The sequence below is a fragment of the Bacillus sp. AFS073361 genome, from assembly GCF_002567005.1.
Taxonomy (GTDB): Bacteria; Bacillota; Bacilli; order Bacillales; family Cytobacillaceae; genus Neobacillus.
In genome coordinates this window covers 33269-55765 of record NZ_NUZU01000037.1, presented here as the reverse complement: position 1 = coordinate 55765, position 22497 = coordinate 33269, and the positions used below count along the sequence as shown (strand labels likewise).

Annotated in this window: 17 protein-coding genes; 3 read left to right on the top strand and 14 right to left on the bottom strand. The window is 39.5% G+C overall.

Going from position 1 to position 22497, the window contains the following annotated elements; all coding sequences use genetic code 11:
* Positions 1–66: 66 nt before the first annotated feature.
* Positions 67–2403 carry a YhgE/Pip domain-containing protein gene (locus COJ96_RS17860; protein ID WP_257148552.1) on the bottom strand — a complete coding sequence of 779 codons (2337 nt, stop codon included), beginning with the start codon at positions 2401–2403 and terminating at the stop codon, positions 67–69.
* A gap of 294 nt (positions 2404–2697) precedes the next feature.
* On the opposite strand from COJ96_RS17860, the gene COJ96_RS17855 reads away from it, so the two are divergent.
* Positions 2698–3024, top strand: coding sequence for a replicative helicase loader/inhibitor (locus tag COJ96_RS17855; protein WP_098575162.1), 327 nt, complete (start codon positions 2698–2700; stop codon positions 3022–3024).
* An 81-nt stretch (positions 3025–3105) separates the two neighbouring features.
* On the opposite strand, the gene COJ96_RS17850 is transcribed toward COJ96_RS17855, so the two are convergent.
* The 6 genes from COJ96_RS17850 to argH all read right to left on the bottom strand — a co-directional run bounded on the left by COJ96_RS17850 (position 3106) and on the right by argH (position 13487).
* Positions 3106–3885, bottom strand: coding sequence for a Cof-type HAD-IIB family hydrolase (locus COJ96_RS17850; protein WP_098575161.1), 780 nt, complete (start codon positions 3883–3885; stop codon positions 3106–3108).
* 58 nt (positions 3886–3943) lie between these two features.
* Complete coding sequence (locus COJ96_RS17845; protein ID WP_098575160.1) at positions 3944–8413, bottom strand: coiled-coil domain-containing protein; 4470 nt, start codon at positions 8411–8413, stop codon at positions 3944–3946.
* On the bottom strand, positions 8391–9140 hold the full coding sequence (locus tag COJ96_RS17840) for a DUF6063 family protein (RefSeq protein WP_251456007.1): 750 nt from the start codon (positions 9138–9140) through the stop codon (positions 8391–8393). The genes COJ96_RS17845 and COJ96_RS17840 overlap by 23 nt, the downstream gene beginning before the upstream one ends.
* A complete protein-coding gene (locus COJ96_RS17835) occupies positions 9137–10648 on the bottom strand; it encodes a hypothetical protein (protein WP_251456009.1) in 1512 nt (503 codons plus the stop codon). The genes COJ96_RS17840 and COJ96_RS17835 overlap by 4 nt, the downstream gene beginning before the upstream one ends.
* Positions 10639–11712: a Wadjet anti-phage system protein JetD domain-containing protein gene (locus COJ96_RS17830; protein WP_098575157.1), complete on the bottom strand. Its 1074-nt coding sequence runs from the start codon at positions 11710–11712 to the stop codon at positions 10639–10641. Before COJ96_RS17830 ends, COJ96_RS17835 begins: the two co-directional genes overlap by 10 nt.
* 245 nt (positions 11713–11957) lie before the next feature.
* Positions 11958–13487 carry an argininosuccinate lyase gene (argH, locus tag COJ96_RS17825; RefSeq protein ID WP_098575156.1) on the bottom strand — a complete coding sequence of 510 codons (1530 nt, stop codon included), beginning with the start codon at positions 13485–13487 and terminating at the stop codon, positions 11958–11960.
* 153 nt (positions 13488–13640) lie between these two features.
* Between argH and COJ96_RS17820 the strand changes: the two genes are divergently transcribed.
* Both COJ96_RS17820 and COJ96_RS17815 read left to right on the top strand, forming a co-directional pair.
* A complete protein-coding gene (locus COJ96_RS17820) occupies positions 13641–14561 on the top strand; it encodes a hypothetical protein (RefSeq protein WP_098575155.1) in 921 nt (306 codons plus the stop codon).
* A gap of 5 nt (positions 14562–14566) precedes the next feature.
* Complete coding sequence (locus COJ96_RS17815; RefSeq protein WP_098575154.1) at positions 14567–15301, top strand: SH3 domain-containing protein; 735 nt, start codon at positions 14567–14569, stop codon at positions 15299–15301.
* Between the two features lie 289 nt (positions 15302–15590).
* On the opposite strand, the gene COJ96_RS28760 is transcribed toward COJ96_RS17815, so the two are convergent.
* The 7 genes from COJ96_RS28760 to gcvPA form a co-directional block, all read right to left on the bottom strand.
* Complete coding sequence (locus COJ96_RS28760; protein WP_180230168.1) at positions 15591–15764, bottom strand: hypothetical protein; 174 nt, start codon at positions 15762–15764, stop codon at positions 15591–15593.
* Between the two features lie 21 nt (positions 15765–15785).
* Positions 15786–16661, bottom strand: coding sequence for a formyltetrahydrofolate deformylase (gene purU, locus COJ96_RS17810; RefSeq protein ID WP_373561725.1), 876 nt, complete (start codon positions 16659–16661; stop codon positions 15786–15788).
* 59 nt (positions 16662–16720) lie between these two features.
* The gene (gene lpdA, locus COJ96_RS17805; protein WP_098575153.1) at positions 16721–18121 is read right to left on the bottom strand and encodes a dihydrolipoyl dehydrogenase; all 1401 of its coding nucleotides are present in this window, start codon (positions 18119–18121) and stop codon (positions 16721–16723) included.
* An 81-nt stretch (positions 18122–18202) separates the two neighbouring features.
* Positions 18203–18508, bottom strand: coding sequence for a HesB/IscA family protein (locus COJ96_RS17800; protein ID WP_098575152.1), 306 nt, complete (start codon positions 18506–18508; stop codon positions 18203–18205).
* Between the two features lie 28 nt (positions 18509–18536).
* Complete coding sequence (lipA, locus tag COJ96_RS17795; RefSeq protein ID WP_098575151.1) at positions 18537–19415, bottom strand: lipoyl synthase; 879 nt, start codon at positions 19413–19415, stop codon at positions 18537–18539.
* 252 nt (positions 19416–19667) lie between these two features.
* A complete protein-coding gene (gene gcvPB, locus COJ96_RS17785; RefSeq protein WP_098575149.1) occupies positions 19668–21152 on the bottom strand; it encodes an aminomethyl-transferring glycine dehydrogenase subunit GcvPB in 1485 nt (494 codons plus the stop codon).
* A complete protein-coding gene (gcvPA, locus tag COJ96_RS17780) occupies positions 21145–22497 on the bottom strand; it encodes an aminomethyl-transferring glycine dehydrogenase subunit GcvPA (protein WP_098575148.1) in 1353 nt (450 codons plus the stop codon). The genes gcvPB and gcvPA overlap by 8 nt, the downstream gene beginning before the upstream one ends.

The following is a 22497-nucleotide window of genomic DNA, read 5'->3' as shown; positions in this document are numbered from 1 at the left end:
CTTATCCGCCAGAAGTAAAAAAAGAGGCAGGCCTTTTAAAAGGTCCTGCCTCCCGATCCTTAATGATTATTGTACCTGTAATGGACACTGCCGTTTGAATTTGATGGTAAAAAATATCAAAGTTGCAGTTAGGAATAAAACAAAGAAAATCGCAATGTGCCCGATATTATTCCACATATAACCGAAATCACCAGTTGAGATAATCGACCTGAAGCCAGAAATCGAATAGGTCATAGGTAAGAATTTCATTATATTTTGCAGGAATGTTGGGCCTAGTTCAATCGGGTACGTTCCTGCACTGCCTGTTAACTGTAATATTAAGATAATAACCGCTATGAAACGTCCAGGATTATCAAGAGCTGTAACAAGGAATTGAATGATGGCTAAGAATGCCCAGCTCGTAAAGATACTTAGCATTATGAAATATGGAATGCTCTTCACTTCGAGACCAAGACCCGACAGCATAACCGCATCTACTAAAAGCGCCTGGCCAATTCCTACAGCTAAAATAACACTTGTTTTTCCAATGAACCATCTAAAACCGTTCTTCGGCTCCGAGGCTGGTTCAAACATTGGAAAAATAACGGAGAGCATTAGAGCACCGACAAAAAGACTAAGTGACAAGAAATAAGGTGCTAATCCACTGCCATAGTTTGGAACATGGTTCATCTTGTTGTTTGAAAGTTTTACTGGATCAGCGAACATATCATAAACTCGATCATTGGCTTTTACATCACTGGCATCCTTAGCTCCTTCAGATAGTTGATCGCCCAATTCCTTCGATCCATCCACTAGTTTAGTCATCCCGCTGTTCAAATCCTTCGAACCACTCGCAAGGGCGGACATTCCGTTATTTAAGTCTTTTTCACCCTGATATAGCGATGTGGTGCCAGATGCTAATTTATTTGCCCCCTGTGCTAACTTATTTGTCCCTTCATTTAATAAAGCGGAACTGGATGATAATTTCCCTAACCCTGAAGTTAGACTGTTTGAACCACTTTCAAGTTGACCGAATCCTTTTTGTGCTTCCTCAATCTTTGCACCAAACTGGGTAAGTCCTTGAGTTATCTGTTCTTGGCCATTTAATACCTGTTTTGCTCCGCCAGATAATTGGGTAATACCATCAGCCAGTTTCTGTTGTCCTTGATTCAACTGATTAGCCCCTTCGGCTAATGAATCGGAGCCTTGTTTTATCTTCTCAGCACTGCTAGACAAATCTCCTACACCAGAAGCAACCTGCTGGCTGCCTTTCGACAATTTGGTCAGGCTATCCTTTAGTGCGTTTAGTTTTTCCTTCTCTGTTGGATCAGTCGTACTATCCTCCATGCTGCTTACTTGATCGAGCAGCTGCTGAAGTCCTTGACTGACCGTATCTGCACCGGACTTGGTATGGTCAGCTCCTGTCTTCCAACTACCTAAGGAAGCTGAGAGCTGCTCAGAACCATTTACAATCTGCTTTGATCCGTTTTGCAGACTAGGAACATTTTCTGCAACAGATGTTAATCCATCCGATAATTGCTTCGTGCCATTCTCTGCTTTTTTCGCACCTGCTATCAACTTCGTATTGGCATCTTTCATTTGGCTGAGACCAGTGCTGAATTGCTGCAATCCGCTTTGGAGCTGTTTTGAACCTGATGAAGCTGAAACCACTCCATTTGAAAAAGCAACAGATTTATCTGCTAAAACCTCAAGGTTTTGCTTAATCGTTTTAGCACCATCGTCTACTGATTTTGCACCATTCGCTAATTTTTCTGCACCACTGTTAGCAGATGTAATTCCATCTGATAAACTACCTGCCCCTTCTTTGGCTTCTGCCATCCCGTTTGAAAGTTCCCCCGCTCCATCACTAGCTTTGTTCAACCCTTTAGCGACATCCTTTAAACTGTCAAACATGGACTCGGCATAGGTCTTGGTGACGGATTCGGACACGGCTGCTTTTATCTTTTCAACAGCTGAATCACCGATTTTGGATGATAAATAGTTATTACCTTCATTTACGGTATAGATTAGATTTAGTTTTTTTGGACTTTCACTTTGTAAAGTCGTGGCATTTTTTGAAAAGTCTTTTGGAATTTCAATTTCCAAATAATAATCTTGATTCTTCAAACCTTGTTTTGCCTTTTCTGTACTGACAAAATTCCAATTAAAAGTTTTTTTCTCTTTCAAATTCTCAACTAAATCACGGCCAACTGTTAAGTGCTCTCCATTGTACTCGGCACCTTGGTCATTATTGACAATTGCAACAGGCATTCTGTCCAAATGGGAATATGGATCCCAAAAAGCCCATAAGTAGGTTCCACTATAAAGAACAGGAATCGTCATCACACCGATAATTGCGATTAGTAATTTACGCGTCCGAAAAATCCGTAGAAATTCACTTTTCACAGAAGGGAAAAATTTCAAGTAACTCACCTCATTCATATTCTTATTTCAGTCCGTTGTGACCGTAATCCCCATTTAGTCATTTTGAGACAAAAAAATATTCACCCGATTGACCATTTTAGTTTTTTAGTCATTTATAAGACTTTGTTATAATACCACAACTTATTTTTAGTTTCAACCATTTCAGTGTTGATTTTTGTTTTGAGAATAGACCATCAAGTCAATACTAGTAGCGGAGAAAAACGGCAAACAACTATGCCCGATTGGATGGATCGGCTGATTCATGAAGGGAAATTGTGTTAGGAGAACATCACTATGACCAAGGAAGAGGTAGTTAAACTTTTAATACTTATAGAATCGGTATATCCCAACTGCGTATTAAAGGGCGAGACGGTCCAGCAATGGTTCCAATTTTGTTCAGAAATAGATTACGAAATAGTAATGGGCCAGGTGAAAAACCACATTCGAAAAAGCCCCTTTCCACCTGCGTTTGCTGATATCGCAGTATTCACTTCTGTAGAAAATGATTTCCCAGAAACATTACAAAATGGAAAGAAGAAAATGAAACATGAATGGAAATCTGACCATCGAAATTTAATACCTGAATGGCTTGGCGAATATTCAGCAAGAAAAAATGTTTAACATAATAAAAAAATAAACCGAAAATATAAAGCTTCCAAAAGAAAACTTATATTTCGGTTTTTATAGTTTATCTGTATAAAGTTATAATAGACCCACCATTTGGAGACCATGTGTAATTCCATTGTCGTCAACGGATTTTGTCACATATTTTGCAACTGCCTTTACACTTTCTTCCGCATTCCCCATTGCCACACTATTTTTAATGGTGGTCAGCATTTCCAAATCATTAAGCCCATCACCAAAGGCAAATTGGTTTTCTTTTGGGATACCTAATTTTTCAACTATTTTTTCAATCCCTTTTGCTTTTGAGCCGCCGTTAGGGAGTACATCGACTGAAACAGGATGCCATCTTACAAAATCAAATTCACGAAACTCCTGTTCATATTGTTTCTCTTCCCCTTCTGGACAAAAAAGGAGAGATTGAAACAGCTCGCGTCCTTTGTAATAATTCGGATCGTGCGAAGGAAAACGGCTAATTTTTAATGTAGCAATACTTTCTGTAATGTAGCTATGCTCTGGTACATTCGTTTTCATATCCTCGTGATCCATAAAGACTACCGGATGATTGTTAAGAAGAGCTGCTTCTGTTAACTTTTCAATTGCTGAGGCATTTAAAGAATTTTTATATAACTCTTCACCTCTTAACACGACGTATTGTCCGTTATAACTTACAAATGTAGTAATATCCAATTCTTTTCGCAGATCCTCAAACATAAACGGGGCTCGTCCTGTTGCTATGGCTACTTCATGTCCAAGTTCTTTTAATTTAAAAATGGATTCTTTCGTTGAAAGCGGTAGTTCTTTATCATGATTAAGCAGCGTGCCATCTATATCAAAGAATATAATACTTTTATGGGTCATTTTATGATTCCTGCTTTCGATGTGTATTTTTCTTATTAATTCCCATTGGGTTTATTTATTATTTTACCTGAGCGACTGCCTCCCCTTGATAAATCCGAAAGGCTGGAACAATCGTGTCTGAAACAATTTCTTTTCCTTTTTCACGAATGAAATCTAATTTATAATAGGCGTCAAATCTTTGGCTGATTTCCGTTTTTACCAGTTCAGGCGGAGTAACGACGATGAATTGGAACTTCAGTTTTTCGGCGACTGCGAAGATCGGGTCAAGGACATGTGCGGAAGCGGCCTGACCGAACGGATTATCACAGACTAATGGAACCCAGCTTTGAATGGTTTCGCTTTTGACGGATAATAACATCATCATCATTACCATTCGGGCAGATAACTTCTGTCCCCCACTGCCATCGGACTTCGTTTTAGAACCCTGATTAATCGTCTGCCAGGTAGAATAATGTTCTTTTTGCGGTTTCCCGTACATAAAGGCATTATCTGTTCGCATATTATAGACCATCAGTTCAGGGTATCGATTTCGAAGTGAAACAAATAAAATTTGCTCATCACTTATCAGTTGTTTGATTTCTTCATCTAATAATCGGTTATTGTCATCAATCATATCAAATTGTTTGGTAATTTTGTTAATGGCAGTTACAAAGTGCTGCTTTAGCAGTGGTTCGATATCTTCAGCCTTTTTAGGTAAGATATCTTCTTTGAGCTGGACAAGTGGAAATGATCCTCGTTCATTTTTTAACTTCATTTTCGAAACCATCGAACGAATGGCCTCTGAAATGCTCATTACTTTCATGCTGGCACGGCTGGCCCAAAAGTTTTGAGCTCTTTCTGCTCTTTCTTTGTCGCGTTCTAATTGTTCCAATCCACTTTGTGAAAAACGTTTCATATTTTTAACGATGGACTGGATATGCGAATAATGCCTTGTATCCAAATGGTCTAGTGTCGTTAACACTTCATTTTTAAAACGTATCTCCCAATCTTTCCCTTCAATCGTGAGCTTTAAATTCCTTAATGATTGATCGATTTTCGCATGCTTCTCTTGGCCTTCATCCTGAATCGCTTGATGTTCTTCACACCAGGCTAGGATACACGCTTTTCCTTGACTCTTAATTTTTTCTAGATCATCATTCGTAAAAACTGCAGCATCCTCTTTTAAGATAACGGAAAGCGTTAATAAATCGCCTTCATAACCCGTAATTTTGGAGTCCGTTTCTTTTTGGCGTTTCTCAGCCTGCTTGATTTCTTCTTTCGCTAATCTCGTTTGGTCTTTAATTTCTACTTCCTTGACTTCTAAGTCAAGGGCTTCCCACTGTTCAGGCTGTTTTTCATGTTTCTCGACTTTCTTCCCTAACTTATCACGCTGTTCACCCGCATGCTTTAAGGACGTTTCCGCCACCGTTACAGCCGTTCCTTGTTCCCGTTCTTCTTTTTCTGCTGTCTTCGCTTCCTTCTGTGCCGTATGCAGCATAGTCTCTAATATACTTAGAGGTTCATCAGGTTCTGCTGCTTTATTCCAGTCCTGATCATGGGTAGTCAGTTTTTTCTCTAATTTCTTTTGCTGCTTTTGTTCGGTTTCTCTTTTTGCTTGAAGAACGAGTAATTCTCTAGCCTGTTCTTCTTTTGATTTTTGAAGCTGTTTTAACTCTTCCGTACTTCCGTTAATCTCTTGTAGTAAATGCGTTGAAAGATGAGGGACCTCTTCGGATTGTTCGGCTTTTTCCTCAGCAGGAAAAGCTGCTTCTTCAATAAAAAACCGGATTTCCTTAATATTTTGCTCAGTTGTAAGCTTCCATTCCACATACGTTTGATTCCACTGGTTTTGTAGTTCAACTGTATTCTGGTGCTCTTTCCCTATATCTTGCTGCTGAGCTCCTAAGGCTTCCTTTAGCATTTCTTTCTCGAGTTTCACCCGTTTATTTTCATGATGAAGAGTTTTTTCTTGATCAAACTCCTCTAATTTTTCTACATTTCTAGTAAGTTTCTCAATTTTACCTTTTGTCTTTTCTAGTTGTTCTTTTAACCCAAGCTGTAATACTTTTTCTTTTTCTTCCTGTGTTTTAATTTCCTGCAATTGCGTCTTTTTAGTAAGTAGAGCGTTTTGTTCCTGAGTGAGAACTTTTTCGATATCAGTCGAAAGTTCGCTAGATAAAAATCGATCAATTTCTTTTAAAATACGACGCAGGGAGATTTCTGTCTTTTCAATTTCTAGAAGTGTATCTTTCTTTTCGTCTATTTGTTTAGCAATCGTTATTTTCCAACTGGTGAATTGATTTTTATCACTTAATAGATCTTTCTCCGATCCATTAATAATTACAAAGGACGGGTGGTGATATTCGCTGTTCATTTCCTCACGCAAGAAAATTGGTACAGGACTTTTAAACATCCTTCCTGTAAGAACCTGCTGATTAATTTTTTGCCATTGCTGCCCGCTTACGACCAACCCGTATGGAAGGAGCGGATACGTCATAAGGGAATGAGCCATTTCCTCTGAACTTAATGATTGGAGAAATTGGGTTCCATAAAATACATCAATTCCCGTCTTCTCATCGATCCATTCCTTTAATTCCTTCACATCCTTGTTTGCGATCCAGAAGGGCTCATCGTTTAAGGAATGGTCGAGTTGTGTTTCCCAAAGTTCCTTCTTTATTTGTTCAGCTTGTTGGCGGTTATTGCAGAGAATTTCTTCTATTTGGAATGCGTACTTCGACAAGAGTGATTGAGTAAATGGTGCTGTGACATCATCAATTAAACCAAGTAGCTTATCAAAGAGTTTTGCCTCTTTTTGTTTTTGCTCTTCATTTGCTATGTTTAAGTCTTCACATTTTTCCTCTGAATACTGAATCGATTGGACAAGCGTACCATGTGAAGTGGCAAGTTGATTTTGCTTTTCACTAGATTCTTTATCTTTTGCCTGCAGCTCAACTAATCCAGCCTTTTTATCTTCAATTTGTTTCAAAAAACTCTCGATCAAGCCCTTTAAGTCATAGGTTAAGCGATCGCCAAATTCTTGGATAAGTGCCGCTTCCTTCGACTCAAACCTATGCATTTGTGTATAAAGAAAATCAATTTCCGTACTTAGTTGAGCTATTTCTTTTGTCTTTTGTTTATCCTGCTGCAACAGCCCCGATGCTTTTTTATGTAAGAACTTTTGATAGCCCAAATACCGGTTTACACCATCTTGAATCAACAAATAGGATTGCTCCCATTGCTTTCTAGCTTCTTGTTTAATTTCTTCCATTCTTTGATTCACTTGCTCTAAGCCGCTGTTTTGCTCTAATGTCGCAATCTGCTGTGATAGAGAGCGAATAGTTTGTTCGTTTTCACTCCACTCTTTTAATAACAGCTGAAAGTCTAGTTGTGCTTTTCGTTCCTGTTTCTCTTTAACAATTGTTTGTAAGGAAGTATGTTTCTCCCTTTCTTCCACTAATTTCTTCTCCCAGTCCATGACCTCTCTATGAGCTTTCGCAAACTCTAAATTATCTTTCTGATAGCGCAAATCTGCCTGTCTAATCGCCAGTTTTTCCAATTTTTTCTCTAAACCATGCAGCATTTCCTCTTCCGATTGCTTCAAGTGTTCTAATGCACCAAGCAGTTGTCTTCCGGTCTGTATACTTGCATGAACAATTTCTTTATGTTCTACTCCTTTAGCTACGTACTCTTCAAATGGGACAATGTCTTCTAAAAATTCTTTATGGGCTTGCTCTCTTTTTAACAGAACAGGCAGGTCCTTCGCGATACTAGCCTGGCTTTTGAAAATTTCTACTAAATCGTTCTTTTGATGTTCAGCTCGATGCAACACTTGACTTACTGTAGGAATGATTCGTTTTTGAAAGAGAGAATGATCATCCTCAGCGCCCTCGAAATATTTTCCAACGCCCCCTTCATCCTTGTTAATTTCCTTCATAATATCCCAGTCTTTACGATTAATACCATATGTATCAAGGATGCGATAGTGCTTCTTCGGATCTCGGTAAACGTCATATCCATTCCATTTTAGATAGTCCTTTAAGCTTTCCGTTTCAGCAACCTCACCATTTTCATAAAGTGGAATATGCTCAAGCGATGCCTCTTCTTTCCGTTCAAATTCTCTTGTATAAAAGGTAAAAATAGGGAGAATTTTTGCTTCCTGTTCCAATGGTATCCCTTCATGTCCACCTTCATCATTCATCGAAATCCGCTGCTCGGCTGAGAACATCCCGCCCGTCACCAGATGCCGGTTTTCCGCCCCATCTAATTCCCACTGAATGAGAACATGGAAGGTATAGGGAATAAATTGCTCTTTATTGTTAAAGAAAAACTGCTGATAATATCGATTGTTTTGTTTTCCCCACGATGTTCCAGGTTTGAGTATTTGGAAAATAGTCTGGAGGAACACACCTTTCCCGCCCCCATTCATCATGGCAATGAGCCCATTTGTTGATGTCTCATCATTATGAAAATTAAACGTGGTATCTTTATATTGCTTTTGCATGCCATCATACTTGAGGCCGACAATTCTAATTCGATGGATTTTCGGCATGCATATCCTCCTCTGTAGTCATTAATTTTTTAAAAACTTCATAACGATCATAATCATGATACAAATATTCAATTCGCTCAAAAAGTTCTTGTTTGGGAATAACCTTAGCTATATCGTCCCGATCAAGAATGACAATAAGCCCCTCTGTCTCTAATAAGCGCATAGCGCCGGCAATTAAACCGATACGGGTCCGTCTATTGCCTTTTTTACTCCCATAATCATCCGAGTCAACCTCCATGTATTTCCATGTTGTTACAACTTCCTTCATATCAATCCGTTCTTCTTCTCCAAAGGTCGGTTCAACTTTAAGAATGCTCTCCCATTTCATCATTAAGTCATTGACTTGCCGTTCTAATGCATAGTAACTAATCCCTTCCCGCTTTGTGCGGATTTTTGCTGCCTGGTTGCGGTCTATGGCTGCTAAAAAAGACATAATGACAACGCTAATCAGATGAAAATGTTTCTTCGTTTCAACTTGTCTATGCTTTTCCTTCATATGGGTAAAATTCGTAGCAAAGACAGATCCGGTTGGCTGAACAACTAAGTGGATCCGTTTAGGCGATTCAATGATATATGTACCTGATTCGTCTGCCAATAAAAGAACGGTCTGTCTCACTTCCGGATCAAAATATGTCTGAAAGTGTTCGCTATTTTCGTCGATGACTTTATCTTTCAATAAAGAAAAATAGACAGCTGATGCTCTTTTGATCGTTTCTGCATTCATCATTTCTCCTCCTGAACACAAATTTTAAAAGGGGTAATTTTCATTTGATACCATTGATGCGGCTCTGCCCGATGGTCAAACATGGTATAAATCTTTAAGCCTTCGAAGACTTGAAATTGCGGATATTCCTTCATTAATTTATAAAGAAGAATTTCCCTCTCATCTGTTAAGGTTTCTTCCTTTCGATGCAGCACTTGAATCTTCAGCGGTTTTTTATCGAACATCATCCACAAATCAATCGTTTCAGATTCTTCAAACCATAAATCCTGTACTTCTAGTGGCAGCTCGGCTATATCAGCTAACGAGAACTCACGGTTTGTTTGTAAAAATTGAAAAACATAACTCCATGCCTTAATAACTGAATCCCAGTTCGTCACTCGCAACCGAGTAATGTTTTCTTCTGCCTCTTCTTCAATAACGGCATCAGTTAGTTGTTTTTCATCAAATTCTTGTTCGCCCCAAATCCAATCGAGCGGCAGAATAAATTCATTCTTCGGTGAAAATAACGGAGAAAGGACACCTTCTATTATCTCGAAATTTTTGATCCCTTCCTGCATGAACCAATTTTCATAAAAATGCTCCCGAAATGAAACCAGACTGTTTTCCCAAAACAATGAAGGGTTTTCCGCCTTTAATTTCATTTCATAGGAAATATTTTGAATGACTAGCTTAGCAAAACGATCATGCAATTGTCTTGTATGGCCAATTTTTTCTTGAAGAAGAATCAATTCTTTCTGCATAAAATCATCTTCTTCATTCCTGCGTTTGGTCTTTTCTATCATATTAGTAATGGTCCGGAAGTGATTCTTTTCTTCTTCAAATTGCTTTTCAATTTCAACCCGATTGTCGGCCCTTTGCCATTCCTCTTCCATTAATAAGATTTTGGGATTGTTAATCATTTCTTTTTGAAAGGTGAATTCATTTGCCATTAAGCGGTTTACTCTTGAAATGAGGTGATCGAGGTTTCGTGTAGCTTTTCGAAAATTACCGTTCTTAATCAACTGCATACTATAGAGCTGTTCTATTGTAATGGAGAATTCCTCTGCCATTTCTCTGCTCATAAAAATCATTTCCTGAGAGACATCCGTGAGTTTATAAACAATGGATCCGCCTATTTCTAAGTTCGTATATAATTCATCCATCGTGACATATCGATAGGTTTGAGTTTCCCATGATTGTCTGATTTCATCGTAATATAGAGCTTCAAACGGTTTACTATACTCTTCCTTTCCCTGATATAAAAGGCCACTGGTAATTCGTTCAATTTGCTTTTCGTCTGCTAAAAGCTTCATTTGCTTTATGGAATCTTCCACCATGTATTTGATATCGGATTTACTTCTATGATCATCATCATTTAATTCTCGATAAAAAATGGTGAGTAGCACATGCATGAGAATGGTTTGGATATGAGGTTTTAGATCCCCCACCTCCATTCCTCTGCCAAGTTCAAATAATGGATTTAATCGTTGCATCCGCTGGGCGAATCCTTCCCATGACTCGTTCACATCCATCGCCTCCATGATTCGATCGTTAACACTTCTTGCGCTATCCGCTTATTTTCCTGCCATAAATCCTGTAATAGCGCTTGCTCTTCTTCTGTAAACCATTGAAAGAATAAATCACGGTATTTGAGGTTTTGTGTTTGACCTTGTTTCTGTTCATTCCTTTGTTCTATACATTCGAGCATCTTTCGGTAAATTTTTAAGGCTGGCTGAATACAGCAATCTGGATATTTTTCGATAAGCCGAATAAGGATTCCGTAACCTGCAGCATCAAGGTCTCCTGCATAATAGAAAAGATAGGATTTAGGTGGAAACATTCTAAAGAAAAAGGAGAAGCTCCGTTCAATTTTCGTTCCTTCACCATAAATAATCAGTTCTGGTTCATAGTCGAGTTGATTTGCTTCCAATAACTTAATGGATGTATGAAAGAAAGATAGATTTTCGACGATTAGAACTCTCTGAATATCTTTCATTTCTTTCCCTTGTTTCATCCAAAAGACAAAAGGCTCGCCGTAGTTTACCATTTTAAGCTGGTCTTCTCCAATGCCAATTCTAGCTAAAAAACCTTTTCCATCAGGAAAGCTATCACTGTCGAGTAAGAATTTTTCATGACCAAAAAGCTCTAGGCTTCTTTCTTCGACTGACACGACCTCCCGTTCCTGACTGGACTTTAGAAATGTATAGACATTCTGGATACGATTCCATTCATCTTTCGTTTGCCATTCAGGATGCCGTTCATAAAAGGAAAAATCAAACTGATCACCTAATTTCATCATTTCAAGACGATCCCATTTGTTTTCCTGAACTTTTAAATTTACCCAGTGATATAACGATAGAGATGGTGTTCTTCCATTATATTGATTATTTAGAATGGGGATTAGTTGTCCTTCTTCTTTCAATGTTTCAATGGCACGATAAAACAGCGAATAACCATCCATTTCAAAATAATCATCTATTAGCTTCCGCAACTGAAGTTCTAAATCGTTAATATTTATTTTCTTTTTTTGTTTAGGGTGTTGAATATCAGCTATAAAACTTCTCACCCGTGTTTCAATGATGTCGATTGTATTCACCTACTTAGATCTTCTTAGTTTCATAGAAATAGACTATTACAGCCAATTTGGACATCCTTTTATTATAAACTAGTTGTGATATGGTTGGTAAATGAAATTTTCTTAAAATAGTGACTGGATGCGAAAGGACAAAAAAACAATGCTAAAACACTCGAACCTAAGAGTGGAATTTAATCAAAAAACCGCACAAGTGAAAAATCACCGTGCGGTTAGTTTTTAACTTCATGTATATCAATACTGATAAATTAAAGTCCACTAGTGTCTTCATCTGTTTTGCCCCACTGACTTGTCAGTTGATCGAGTTTTTCCATACAAACTTTAAGCCGATTAACCTCGGTATGGAGTAATGAAACATGGTGGTGTAGACCTGCTTCTCTTTCCACAATCGCCCGCTGCATTTCTTCCGGTGCAGGTCCTCCAGGAAGCGACCGAATTTTCACAAAGTGTTCTGGGTCCATTGCTGTGCGAATAATCTCATCCGATAAATTCAATGGAAATCCGACAACTGTTTTTGCAGCTTCGTCTACGAGTACAGATGTGACATGAGTCGCATTTAGTCCCCTTGCCAAGGCAATTTTCACCACCTGGCTGGCTATGGAATGTGAGGTTCGGAACGGTATGTTTGCTTTCCTAAATAGCGTATCGGCCAATTCAGTTATCGTGGCAAAACTTTCTTGGGCCCTTCTTTTTAAAAGTGCTTCATTTACTTCCAACGTTCCGACCACCACTTTTACTAACCGAAAAACTTGATCAATGAGGTGCAGGCCCTTCCATAAATATGGCTGAAGGTCATCCTCAGTATCATTTATATCTCCGTACGGTGTGTTATGTAACATTTGAAGTACGGTTTGGGCATTTCCAATTCCGCTTGAACTTAATGCACGAATATGCTCTAGTGATACAGGATTTCTTTTTTGCGGCATAATGGAACTCTTCTGAACATAAGGGTCTGCCACACGAATCGCTGAAAATTCCTGGCTGGACCATAAGAGAAGGTCTTGTGAAAATCGGCCGAGATTGATAAAGGTTAATTGGATCGCTGTGGCAATTTCCCCTAAATAATCGGCACCGCCAATCGAATCATAGGCACTCTTGATGATTTTCGGAAATCCTAATAGCTCTGCGACTGTTTTTCGGTCAATCGGAAATCCGGTTGTAGTAAGTGCAGCAGCGCCGAGTGGACTTACATTGCAAGTATCATAGGCTGCTTTCAATCTTTTTAAGTCACGGTCAACGACATCGTACATACCCAGAAGATAATGGGAGAACGTCATCGGCTGGGCTTGCTGCGTATGGGTATGCCCCAAGACAATGGTTTCCTTATAGTTCTCGATCACCCTCAAAAGTGTTTCTTGAAACGATAGCAGCGCCCGGGTGGCGAGGAGAATCTTGTCCCTAAGAACCATCCTGTATATTGCAACACCCATATCGTTCCTACTCCGGGCAAGGTGCAAACTTCCGCCAATCTCGCCAGCTACATTCATAATTTTACTTTCCACAAGAAAAAAAAGATCCTCATACTGTCCATCATAGGTGGAATTAAGAAGTGCTTCCTTATCAAGTGCGGAAATCCCTGCCACAATTTGGGATGCTCCATTCTCCTCCAACAACCCTTGTTCTTTCAACATAATCAGGTGGGCTTTATGGACAGCGAGCATCGGCTCTAATAAAGTTTGTTTGGCATGCTCATAAGCAGGTGCCAATACTACCTCTGAATAGGTCGCTCCTGGAAACTCTCGTCCTTCATTTTCAAAAGTGCTATCCTTAATATTCATCACAATACCCCCTATTAATAATTATGTTACTTCAGTTCCCTCAATCCCCAATTTCTGCAGATTTGGGGGCTTTTCTTCCGCTTGTCAGCATAGAATGTAGACAAGCGGAAGTGATCTCTCAATGAAAATAGTTAACCTGGAGGGAATAACCTAATGCAATTTATTGAAGATGTTAAAGACGTCAAATTTAGCTTTTTGGAAAAACCGCCAGCGTCGTCTATGACTTATGCCTTTGTTTATGTTAATAATCACAACGAATACTTTGCAGTCAAAAATGGAGAGCGTTTGTCACGTAGTGAATTGCGGATTGGCAAATATAATAGGGTTTATACAGTCAATATGCAGCAGCAAACTATCGCCTACAAGGAGGAAGTCCCTTCGGCAACAAGAGGTAGAAGGTTTTCTGTCAATTTATTTATCGATATTGCTGTTGAACACCCCGAAAGGTTAGTTCAACAAAATGCAGGAGAAATTGGCAACATTTTCAACAATAATCTGCCCTTCTGGGTGGAGTCGGAAGCAAGATTTTTTCCTATTGAAGAGGATCTGAGTTTTGCCAGACATATTGAAGAATTTTTTCAAACCTCGCGATTGGTAAAGGTGTTAAGAGAGGCTGGTATTGTGGTTCGAAATGTTCGTGTTTTGATCCGGCAAGGTATTCGGGACCAGCGCCATGATGAGGCGATCGCCGATTTAGACCGGAATGCAGAACTAGCCGCCTATCAAGAAGCTCTGGACTTGGAGGAAGCACGCCGGATTTCGGCCTCGATTAAAGAAGCCCTTCAAGCAGGTGATTTTATCACTGCAGGGAAGCTTGGAGAAAAAAATGAAATGGCAAAGCGGTTAGTAGAATCGGAGTTTAGCCAAAATCAAGCCTTCAAATATGAGGTAAACAAACAACTTTTAAACTTGATCAACGATCACACTATTAACCAGTTTGAGGCAGAACAAAGATTGGCCAAGCTAAAAAAACTATTCCCCTATCTCCCCGTCAATTTGGAAAACATCAATAGAAAAAAACAGATTGAAGGTCCAAGGAGAGAACTTTCATCCTATTTATATAAAGGAGATTAGCGATTGTGGAATCCATTTTAAATCAGCTGTTTTGGATCTGGTCACTTATTTCTGTACTTCCGGAATGGTTGCGTATTTTTTTGGTTCTCTTTGTGTTCCTGCAGCTCGCAAGGCTGATTTTGTTGTACATGGTTCCTCCCTTCTTAAACTTGTTGTGCCGTTTGTTGAAAAAAATGCTTTATCCCATTTCTTACCCAATCATGGCACTTCTTTGCACGATCCAAAGAAGCCGGAGAGAAGAGGGAAAAGCTGACATTTCTGTTTGGATTGATATAATTGAAGGATTGCTCGCCTTGTTCGAAAGATTTTTCAACAGAATCATACAGCTTTCCATGAAACGGAAAAGAAATAAGACAAGGATTAAAAGATGGTCCTTCTATTCTGCCACAACTCTAGTGATCTTGCTTACTGCAGCAATCATCAACAATCCAAATGAGTGGTATACACAAAAATGGAAGAAAACTGAGGTCTGGTTAAACCAAGAACATGTGCACATACAAGCATCCGTGACTTCACCTGAACGAAAAGAATTAATTTTAAATAAGAAATATGAAGAAGGCGGAAATATTCGTGATGCTCCTACACTAACCGCGCCCCATCTATACACTATTACAAATGGTGAAATAATGCACTTTTTAAATGAAGAACAAGTTGACTCCAAAGGAATAAAGTGGCTAAAAGTTCAAACCCCAAACGGAATTGAAGGCTGGATTTCAGCCCTGATTGTCAGGGAAAAATAAATTGAGAGAGACCATCTGAGTGTCGCAATGAATGGAACCATTTCCATTATTTAATGATCCTTTGTCACTAGTTTACGGAAGAGATTGGTCTTCATTCGCTTGATGATGACCTTTCCTTCGGCTTTCTTATGAAGTTTTGGTCAATAGTAACTAATTTTTCACCAACACTATTATAACAAAAGTAAAAATCCCACCTTCCATAATAGAAAGTGAGATTTTCACCAATAAATCCTCAAATTTAAGCTTGATAAAAAACTATTTAAACCAATCTACATTTTACTCTGTCCTATCAACTATTGATTGCTTGATAAAGTGAATTGAGCAATATCCCCACTGCAAGTACGAACAAAAAAACATGTGCGTGGTTTATCGTACGCTTTCGTTTATTTTGAAGAAAAATCCATATCCAAAGGATAGCTAAAAGGATATTAATCATGTCCCCTACAAGTTCATTTCCTGGCAATGGCACCCTCTCCTTATAGTCTTAAGCAAATACGATCGTTTTATTACCGTGAACAAGTACCTTATCCTCTACGTGCCAGGAAACGGCCTCAGCAAGAACCCTTCTCTCCACATGACGTCCGGCGGTCTTTAAATCCTCTGCAGTATAGCGTTGGTTAATTCGCTGTACATCCTGTTCAATAATTGGTCCTTCATCAAGATCATTCGTAACGTAATGTGCAGTTGCACCGATTAACTTTACACCACGGTTAAATGCTCTCACGTAAGGATTTGCGCCAACAAATGCCGGCAAGAATGAATGATGGATGTTGATAATTTGATTAGGATACTTTGAAATAAAGTTAGGGGAAAGTATCTGCATATATCTAGCAAGGACAATTAAGTCCACCTTCCCTTTCATTAATTCTAATGCTTTCTGTTCGGCATCTTCTTTCGTTTCGTGAGACATTGGAATATGATAAAAAGGGATGCCATAACTTTCAACTACTTCTTTTAAACTAGTATGATTACTAATTACCATTGGGATATCTACTGAAATTTCATTGGATTTCCAGCGCCAAAGAAGTTCGTTTAGACAATGATCAGTTTTCGAAACAAAGATAGCCATCCGCTTTCTTTTTTCATTATTGCTCAACTGCCAAACTAAGGCATGATCCTGCGCAAGCTCATGTAAATCTTCTTCAAGCTTTTTAATAGAAGGTTCAAATTCTTCCAACTCGAACTCGATTCTCATAAAAAACATACCTGCTCTTGGATCTGTTGTATGTTGATCAAAGTGGACAATATTGGCTTTGTGTTCTAATAAAAAATTCGTGACAGTCGAGATAATACCCGGCTTTTCCCGACATGAAATTAGTAATTTTGCCCGGTTGGGCTTCGATGTTGTGATCACGCTTATACACCATCCTTAAGATTATTAATTATGTATTATAGAAGGACGAATACCCTCGTAATGAGTTAGGCATGAATTTCCTGTCCATACACAGCAAGGGCAGCTTCACCAATAGCTTCGGCTAATGTAGGATGCGGATGAATTGTATGGGCAATATCCATTGCTGTTGCATTCAATACACAAGCAAGCCCGGCCTCAGTAATCATATCCGTTACATGTGGACCTACCATATGTGCTCCTAAAAGCTTATTCGTTCCTTCTTCAACAACCAGTTTGACAAATCCGTCAGATTCACCAAAAACCAATGCCTTTCCAATCGCACGGAAGGAGAATTTACCAACCTTCACCAGATAGCCCTTTTCCTTTGCAGCTTCCTCTGTGAGCCCGACACTCGCTACTTCTGGGCTGCAATAGATACATCTGGCAATAAGGTTTGAATCAAGTAGATTTGGCGTTTTACCTGCCATATGTTCAATAGCAATGATTCCTTCATGTGAAGCAGCATGGGCAAGCTGTAAGCCGCCAATGACATCACCAATGGCGTAAATGTTCGGTTCATTTGTTTGGTAGAACTCATTTGTTTGAATAAAAAACGGATTTAGTTCAACGGCCGTTTTTTCAAGGCCAAAACCTTCTGTATTTGGAGAGCGCCCTACAGATACCAAAAGTTTGTCTGCAGAAAATGGTGTTTCTTTGCCTTTATGCTCCGCTTTAATGGAAACACCCTCACCTTTTTCCAGCGTTTCTGGAAGAACTTTTGCTCCTGTAACGATTTTTACTCCTTTTTTCTTCATCAAACGCTGTACTTCCTTTGAAATATCTGTATCTTCTGATGGTAAAATACGCTCGGCAAATTCAATTACAGTAACTTGGATGCCGAAGTCAGAAAGCATAGATGCCCATTCGATTCCTATTACCCCGCCGCCAACGATAATGATAGAACTCGGAAGCTTCTTCATTTTTAGCGCTTCATCCGAAGTCATCACATACTTCTCATCCACTTCAAGGCCAGGAAGTGTTCTTGGACGGGACCCTGTGGCAATTAAGATATTTTTGGGGCTTAAAATGACTTCCCCTTCATCATTATTCAATTCCACTAACACATCTTTTGTCTGTGTAATACTTCCCTTTCCATCAAAAACATCGATCTTTCCTTTTTTCATTAAATGTTGGACACCTTTATATAGGCGGTCCGTAATTTCTTCTTTCCGGGCCTGTACTTTTGAAAAATTAAGACCCACTACAGGGGCAATTACACCATACTTATCTGCATGCTTTGTTTGAGCGAATACTTCTGCACTTCTTAATAGGGCCTTACTCGGAATACAACCAGCGTGAAGGCATGTTCCACCAATTTTTCCTTTTTCAATAACCGCCGCTCTTAAACCTAATTGTGAAGCGCGAATGGCAGCTACGTACCCACCCGTGCCACCACCGATAATTACGACATCATATTCTTTTGTCATGTGTGTTATCTCCTCTTAACATTATATCTGTCGGAAAACTGCTGAATCTTTCCTATATAGTTAATAAGCTTCTCTACCCGATTAATCGATTGGAATGGCACATGCACTAGAGGCAAAGCTTTCCCCAACTACAAATCCTTGTTCTGTGCTATAGTCAATATGCGTTTCCTCATCTAAATAGCGTTTTGTAAAACGGTCTATTTGAATTTGGATCCCTTCTATTTCCATACATAAATCGTTTCGCCGAGGTTCATCAAATACAATTGAAAACCTAACAGACATTCCGCATCCTCCGCTAACTTCGGCATCAATCCGAGGATTATGATTTTCATTCGCCATCATTTCTTTTAGTTTATTGGTGGCCGCTTCTGTCATTTTTATTATCATAGACTTTCTTCTCCTTACACCTATTTCATTACACAATTACATTTGCGGCATTGACCTGTTCGTCCGCATGATAAGAGGAGCGAACAAGAGGACCTGCCTCGCAGTTACTAAATCCTTTTGACATGGCGATCGTTTTTAGTTCCTCAAACTCTTGTGGACTCCAATACTTTTGAACTTTTAAATGATGTTTGGTAGGCTGCAAATATTGACCAATTGTCATAATATCCACATGGTTCGCTCGAAGATCGCCCATCGTTTCGATAATTTCTTCCTTTGTTTCTCCAAGTCCAATCATAATACTTGATTTGGTTGGAATACTGGCATTCATTTCTTTAGCCCGGCGCAAAAACTCTAAGGAACGTTCATACGTTGCCCGTGCCCGAATACTTGGTGATAACCGTTTAACTGTTTCAATATTGTGATTTAATATATCAGGCCTTGCATCCATTAATGTTTTTAAGTTTTCATATTCACCTTTCATGTCGGACGGAAGGACCTCAATGCTGCAAAATGGATTTCGGCGTCTTACAGCTCTGATCGTTTCTGCAAATACCCCCGCTCCGCCATCTTTTAAATCATCTCGAGCAACAGCGGTAATCACGACATGTTTTAAGCCCATTTTTTCCACTGAATCTGCTACACGCTCTGGCTCTTCCCAATCAAGTTCTGTCGGCAGGCCCGTTTGAACCGCACAAAACCGGCAGGCTCGCGTACAAATACTTCCTAATATCATAAAAGTCGCTGTTTTCCGTTCAGCCCAGCATTCATGAATATTTGGACATTTTGCTTCTTCACAGACGGTATGAAGGTTTTTTTCACGCATCATTTTTTTTAGGCCTGTATATTGTTCATTTGTATTTAGTTTTATTTTTAACCACTCTGGTTTTCGAACATAATTTGTAGACATGTCTATCACTCCTAAAAACAGACATTAGATTTTTTGTATTGGCTGTGTGTTAAATAGGTCTGTTGGTTTCCGTTCCAGGCACTTCGCTTNNCCCGCAGGAGTCTTCGTGCCTGGAACGAAGGCCAACAGGGTTTCAAAATCAACATAACCGTTAACACAGCCTTTGTATTTAATAAACCACCAAGAATGAGAGATCATAGGAAGGTTTATTGTCTCCATTTCTTCATTCCTAGTGGTTCAATGATCATTCGTTTAAGATTTTACTGTTACCTTTTGATTAGTTTCTTCTATTATATATCGTAAGATTGGTTGTCTCGCCGCTTGTACTTCATCCAACCGGCCGATGACTGTCGTGTGTGGTGCCTCTAAAACAATCTCTGGGTTTTCTTCTACTTCTTTTGCAATTTTTATCATCACATCGGCAAAGGCATCCATTGTTTCCTTTGACTCCGTTTCTGTAGGTTCAATCATCAAACACTCCTCAACATTCAGCGGGAAGTAGATGGTCGGTGGATGATAGCCAAAATCAAGGAGCCGTTTTGCCATATCAAGAGTTCTTACACCCAGTTTTTTCTGTCTAGAACCGGATAAGACAAATTCATGTTTACACACTTGGGAATACGGAGCATCAAAATATGGTTCAAGTTTTTTACGGAGGTAGTTCGCATGAAGCACTGCCCCCTCAGAAACTTGACGTAATCCCACAGGTCCCATCGTACGAATATAGGTATAAGCACGAACCAAAATTCCAAAGTTTCCATAATATCCTTTTACACGGCCAATTGATAGCGGATGATTCGAGTTCAGTACATATTTCTCACCGTCTTTTTCAATACGTGGGACAGGTAAGTACGGAATGAGTTTCTTTTTCACACCGACTGGACCAGCTCCTGGGCCGCCACCGCCATGTGGAGTCGTGAACGTCTTATGAAGATTTAAATGCACAATATCAAATCCCATATGACCCGGTGTTGTTTTTCCAAGAATGGCGTTGGCATTTGCTCCATCGTAGTATAATAAGCCGCCTGCTTCATGAACAACTTTGGCAATTTCCAAAATTTCTTTCTCAAACAATCCAAGTGTATTAGGATTTGTCAGCATCAATGCAGCTGTATCCTGATCCACGTGCTTTTTTAATTCTTCTAAGTCGACCAATCCATTTTCATTGGAAGGAATAGTGACTGTTTTAAACCCGGCAACCGTTGCACTGGCAGGATTTGTACCATGAGCGGAGTCCGGAACGAGGACCTTTGTTCTTTTTTCTCCTTTTTGTTCAAGATAGGCTTTTACCATCATTAAGCCAGTCCATTCTCCCTGTGCTCCTGCAGAAGGCTGTAACGTTACTGCATCCATGCCGGTGATCTCTGCTAATTCTTCCTGCAAATTATATAAAAGCTCTAAAGCGCCCTGAACCGTTTCTGCCGGCTGATAAGGGTGTATGCGGCTAAAGCCATCAAAACGGGCAACATCTTCGTTAATTTTCGGGTTGTATTTCATCGTACAAGAACCTAATGGATAGAACCCATTATCAATTCCGTGGTTTCGGTTGGAAAGTGCTGTGTAATGACGGACAAGCTGAAGTTCTGATACTTCCGGGAGCTCGGCTGGTATATCACGAATCAAATGCTTCGGGTATTTCGTGTTTAAATCAATACGATCGACGTCAGTTTCCGGCAGGCTTGAACCCATACGACCTTCACGACTAATTTCAAAGATTAGCTCATTATATTCAATCATTTACAACTTCCTCCAATACTTTTACAAATTGGTCAATCTCTTCTTTTGTTCTCTGCTCTGTTACTGCAATAAGCATTTGATTGTCAAAACTATAATCACTTTCTAAATCAAATCCTCCGATGATTCCCGCCTCAAGCAGTTTGGTATTGACCTCTTTGACCGGACGAGGTAGTTCCACCACAAATTCATTAAAAAATGGTGATTGATTGATAATGATAAAGCCTGCCTTTTGCAGACACTTTGCCATATAGTCAGCTTTCTCAATGTTCAATTGAGCCATCTGACGAATTCCTTGCTTGCCTAGTGCAGTCATGCAAATAGAGGAAGCAAGCGCATTTAATGCCTGATTGGAACAAATATTAGAAGACGCTTTATCACGTCGAATATGCTGTTCACGTGCTTGCAGCGTTAACACAAATCCACGTTTTCCTTGCTCATCCCTTGTTTGTCCTACAATCCGCCCCGGTACTTTACGCATAAATTTTTTGTGAACTGCGAAATAACCGCAGTGTGGGCCTCCAAAGGCCATCGGTATTCCTAATGGCTGCATATCACCCACCACAATATCTGCCCCGAGTTTACCTGGTGACTGCAGAAGCGCCAGTGCCAATGGATTAGCACTTACAATGAGTAATGCTCCTTGTGTATCCGCAATTTTTTTAATTTCTGCCAAATCTTCAATCGATCCGAAGAAATTCGGGTATTGAACAATAACGGCGGCAATGCTCTTATCCATTTGTTCTTTTAGTCCTCTTAAATCGGTGACATCATCAACAAGATTGACTTCTTCTACTGCATATTCTTGGCCGCGTGCTACTGTATTTAATATTGCTCGTGATTCAGGATGAACCGCTTTTGAAACAAGCACTTTTGCACGCCTTGTTGATGAAATAGCAAGTGAAGCAGCTTCTGCAAGTGATGTAAAGCCATCGTACATGGAAGAGTTGGCCACATCCATTCCTGTTAACTCACAAACCATTGTCTGGAATTCAAAAATGGCTTGCAATTCACCTTGACTGATTTCTGGTTGGTATGGTGTATAAGCTGTGTAAAATTCTGAACGTGAAATCATATGATTTACTACGCTTGGAATGTAGTGATCATATGTACCTGCACCAAGAAAGGTTGGATAGTTATTTGCACTTTTGTTTTTGGAAGCAAGCTGTTGCATTTTTTTCAACAGAAGCGGCTCTGGAACCGCTTCGGGAATGTTTAACTCACCCTCTAAACGTATTTCTTTTGGAATGTCCTCAAATAAATCATCGATTGAAGACATGTTTAAAAATGTGAGCATCTCCTCTTGATCTTGATTCGTATCAGGAAGGTACCTAAATGTGTTGGTCAT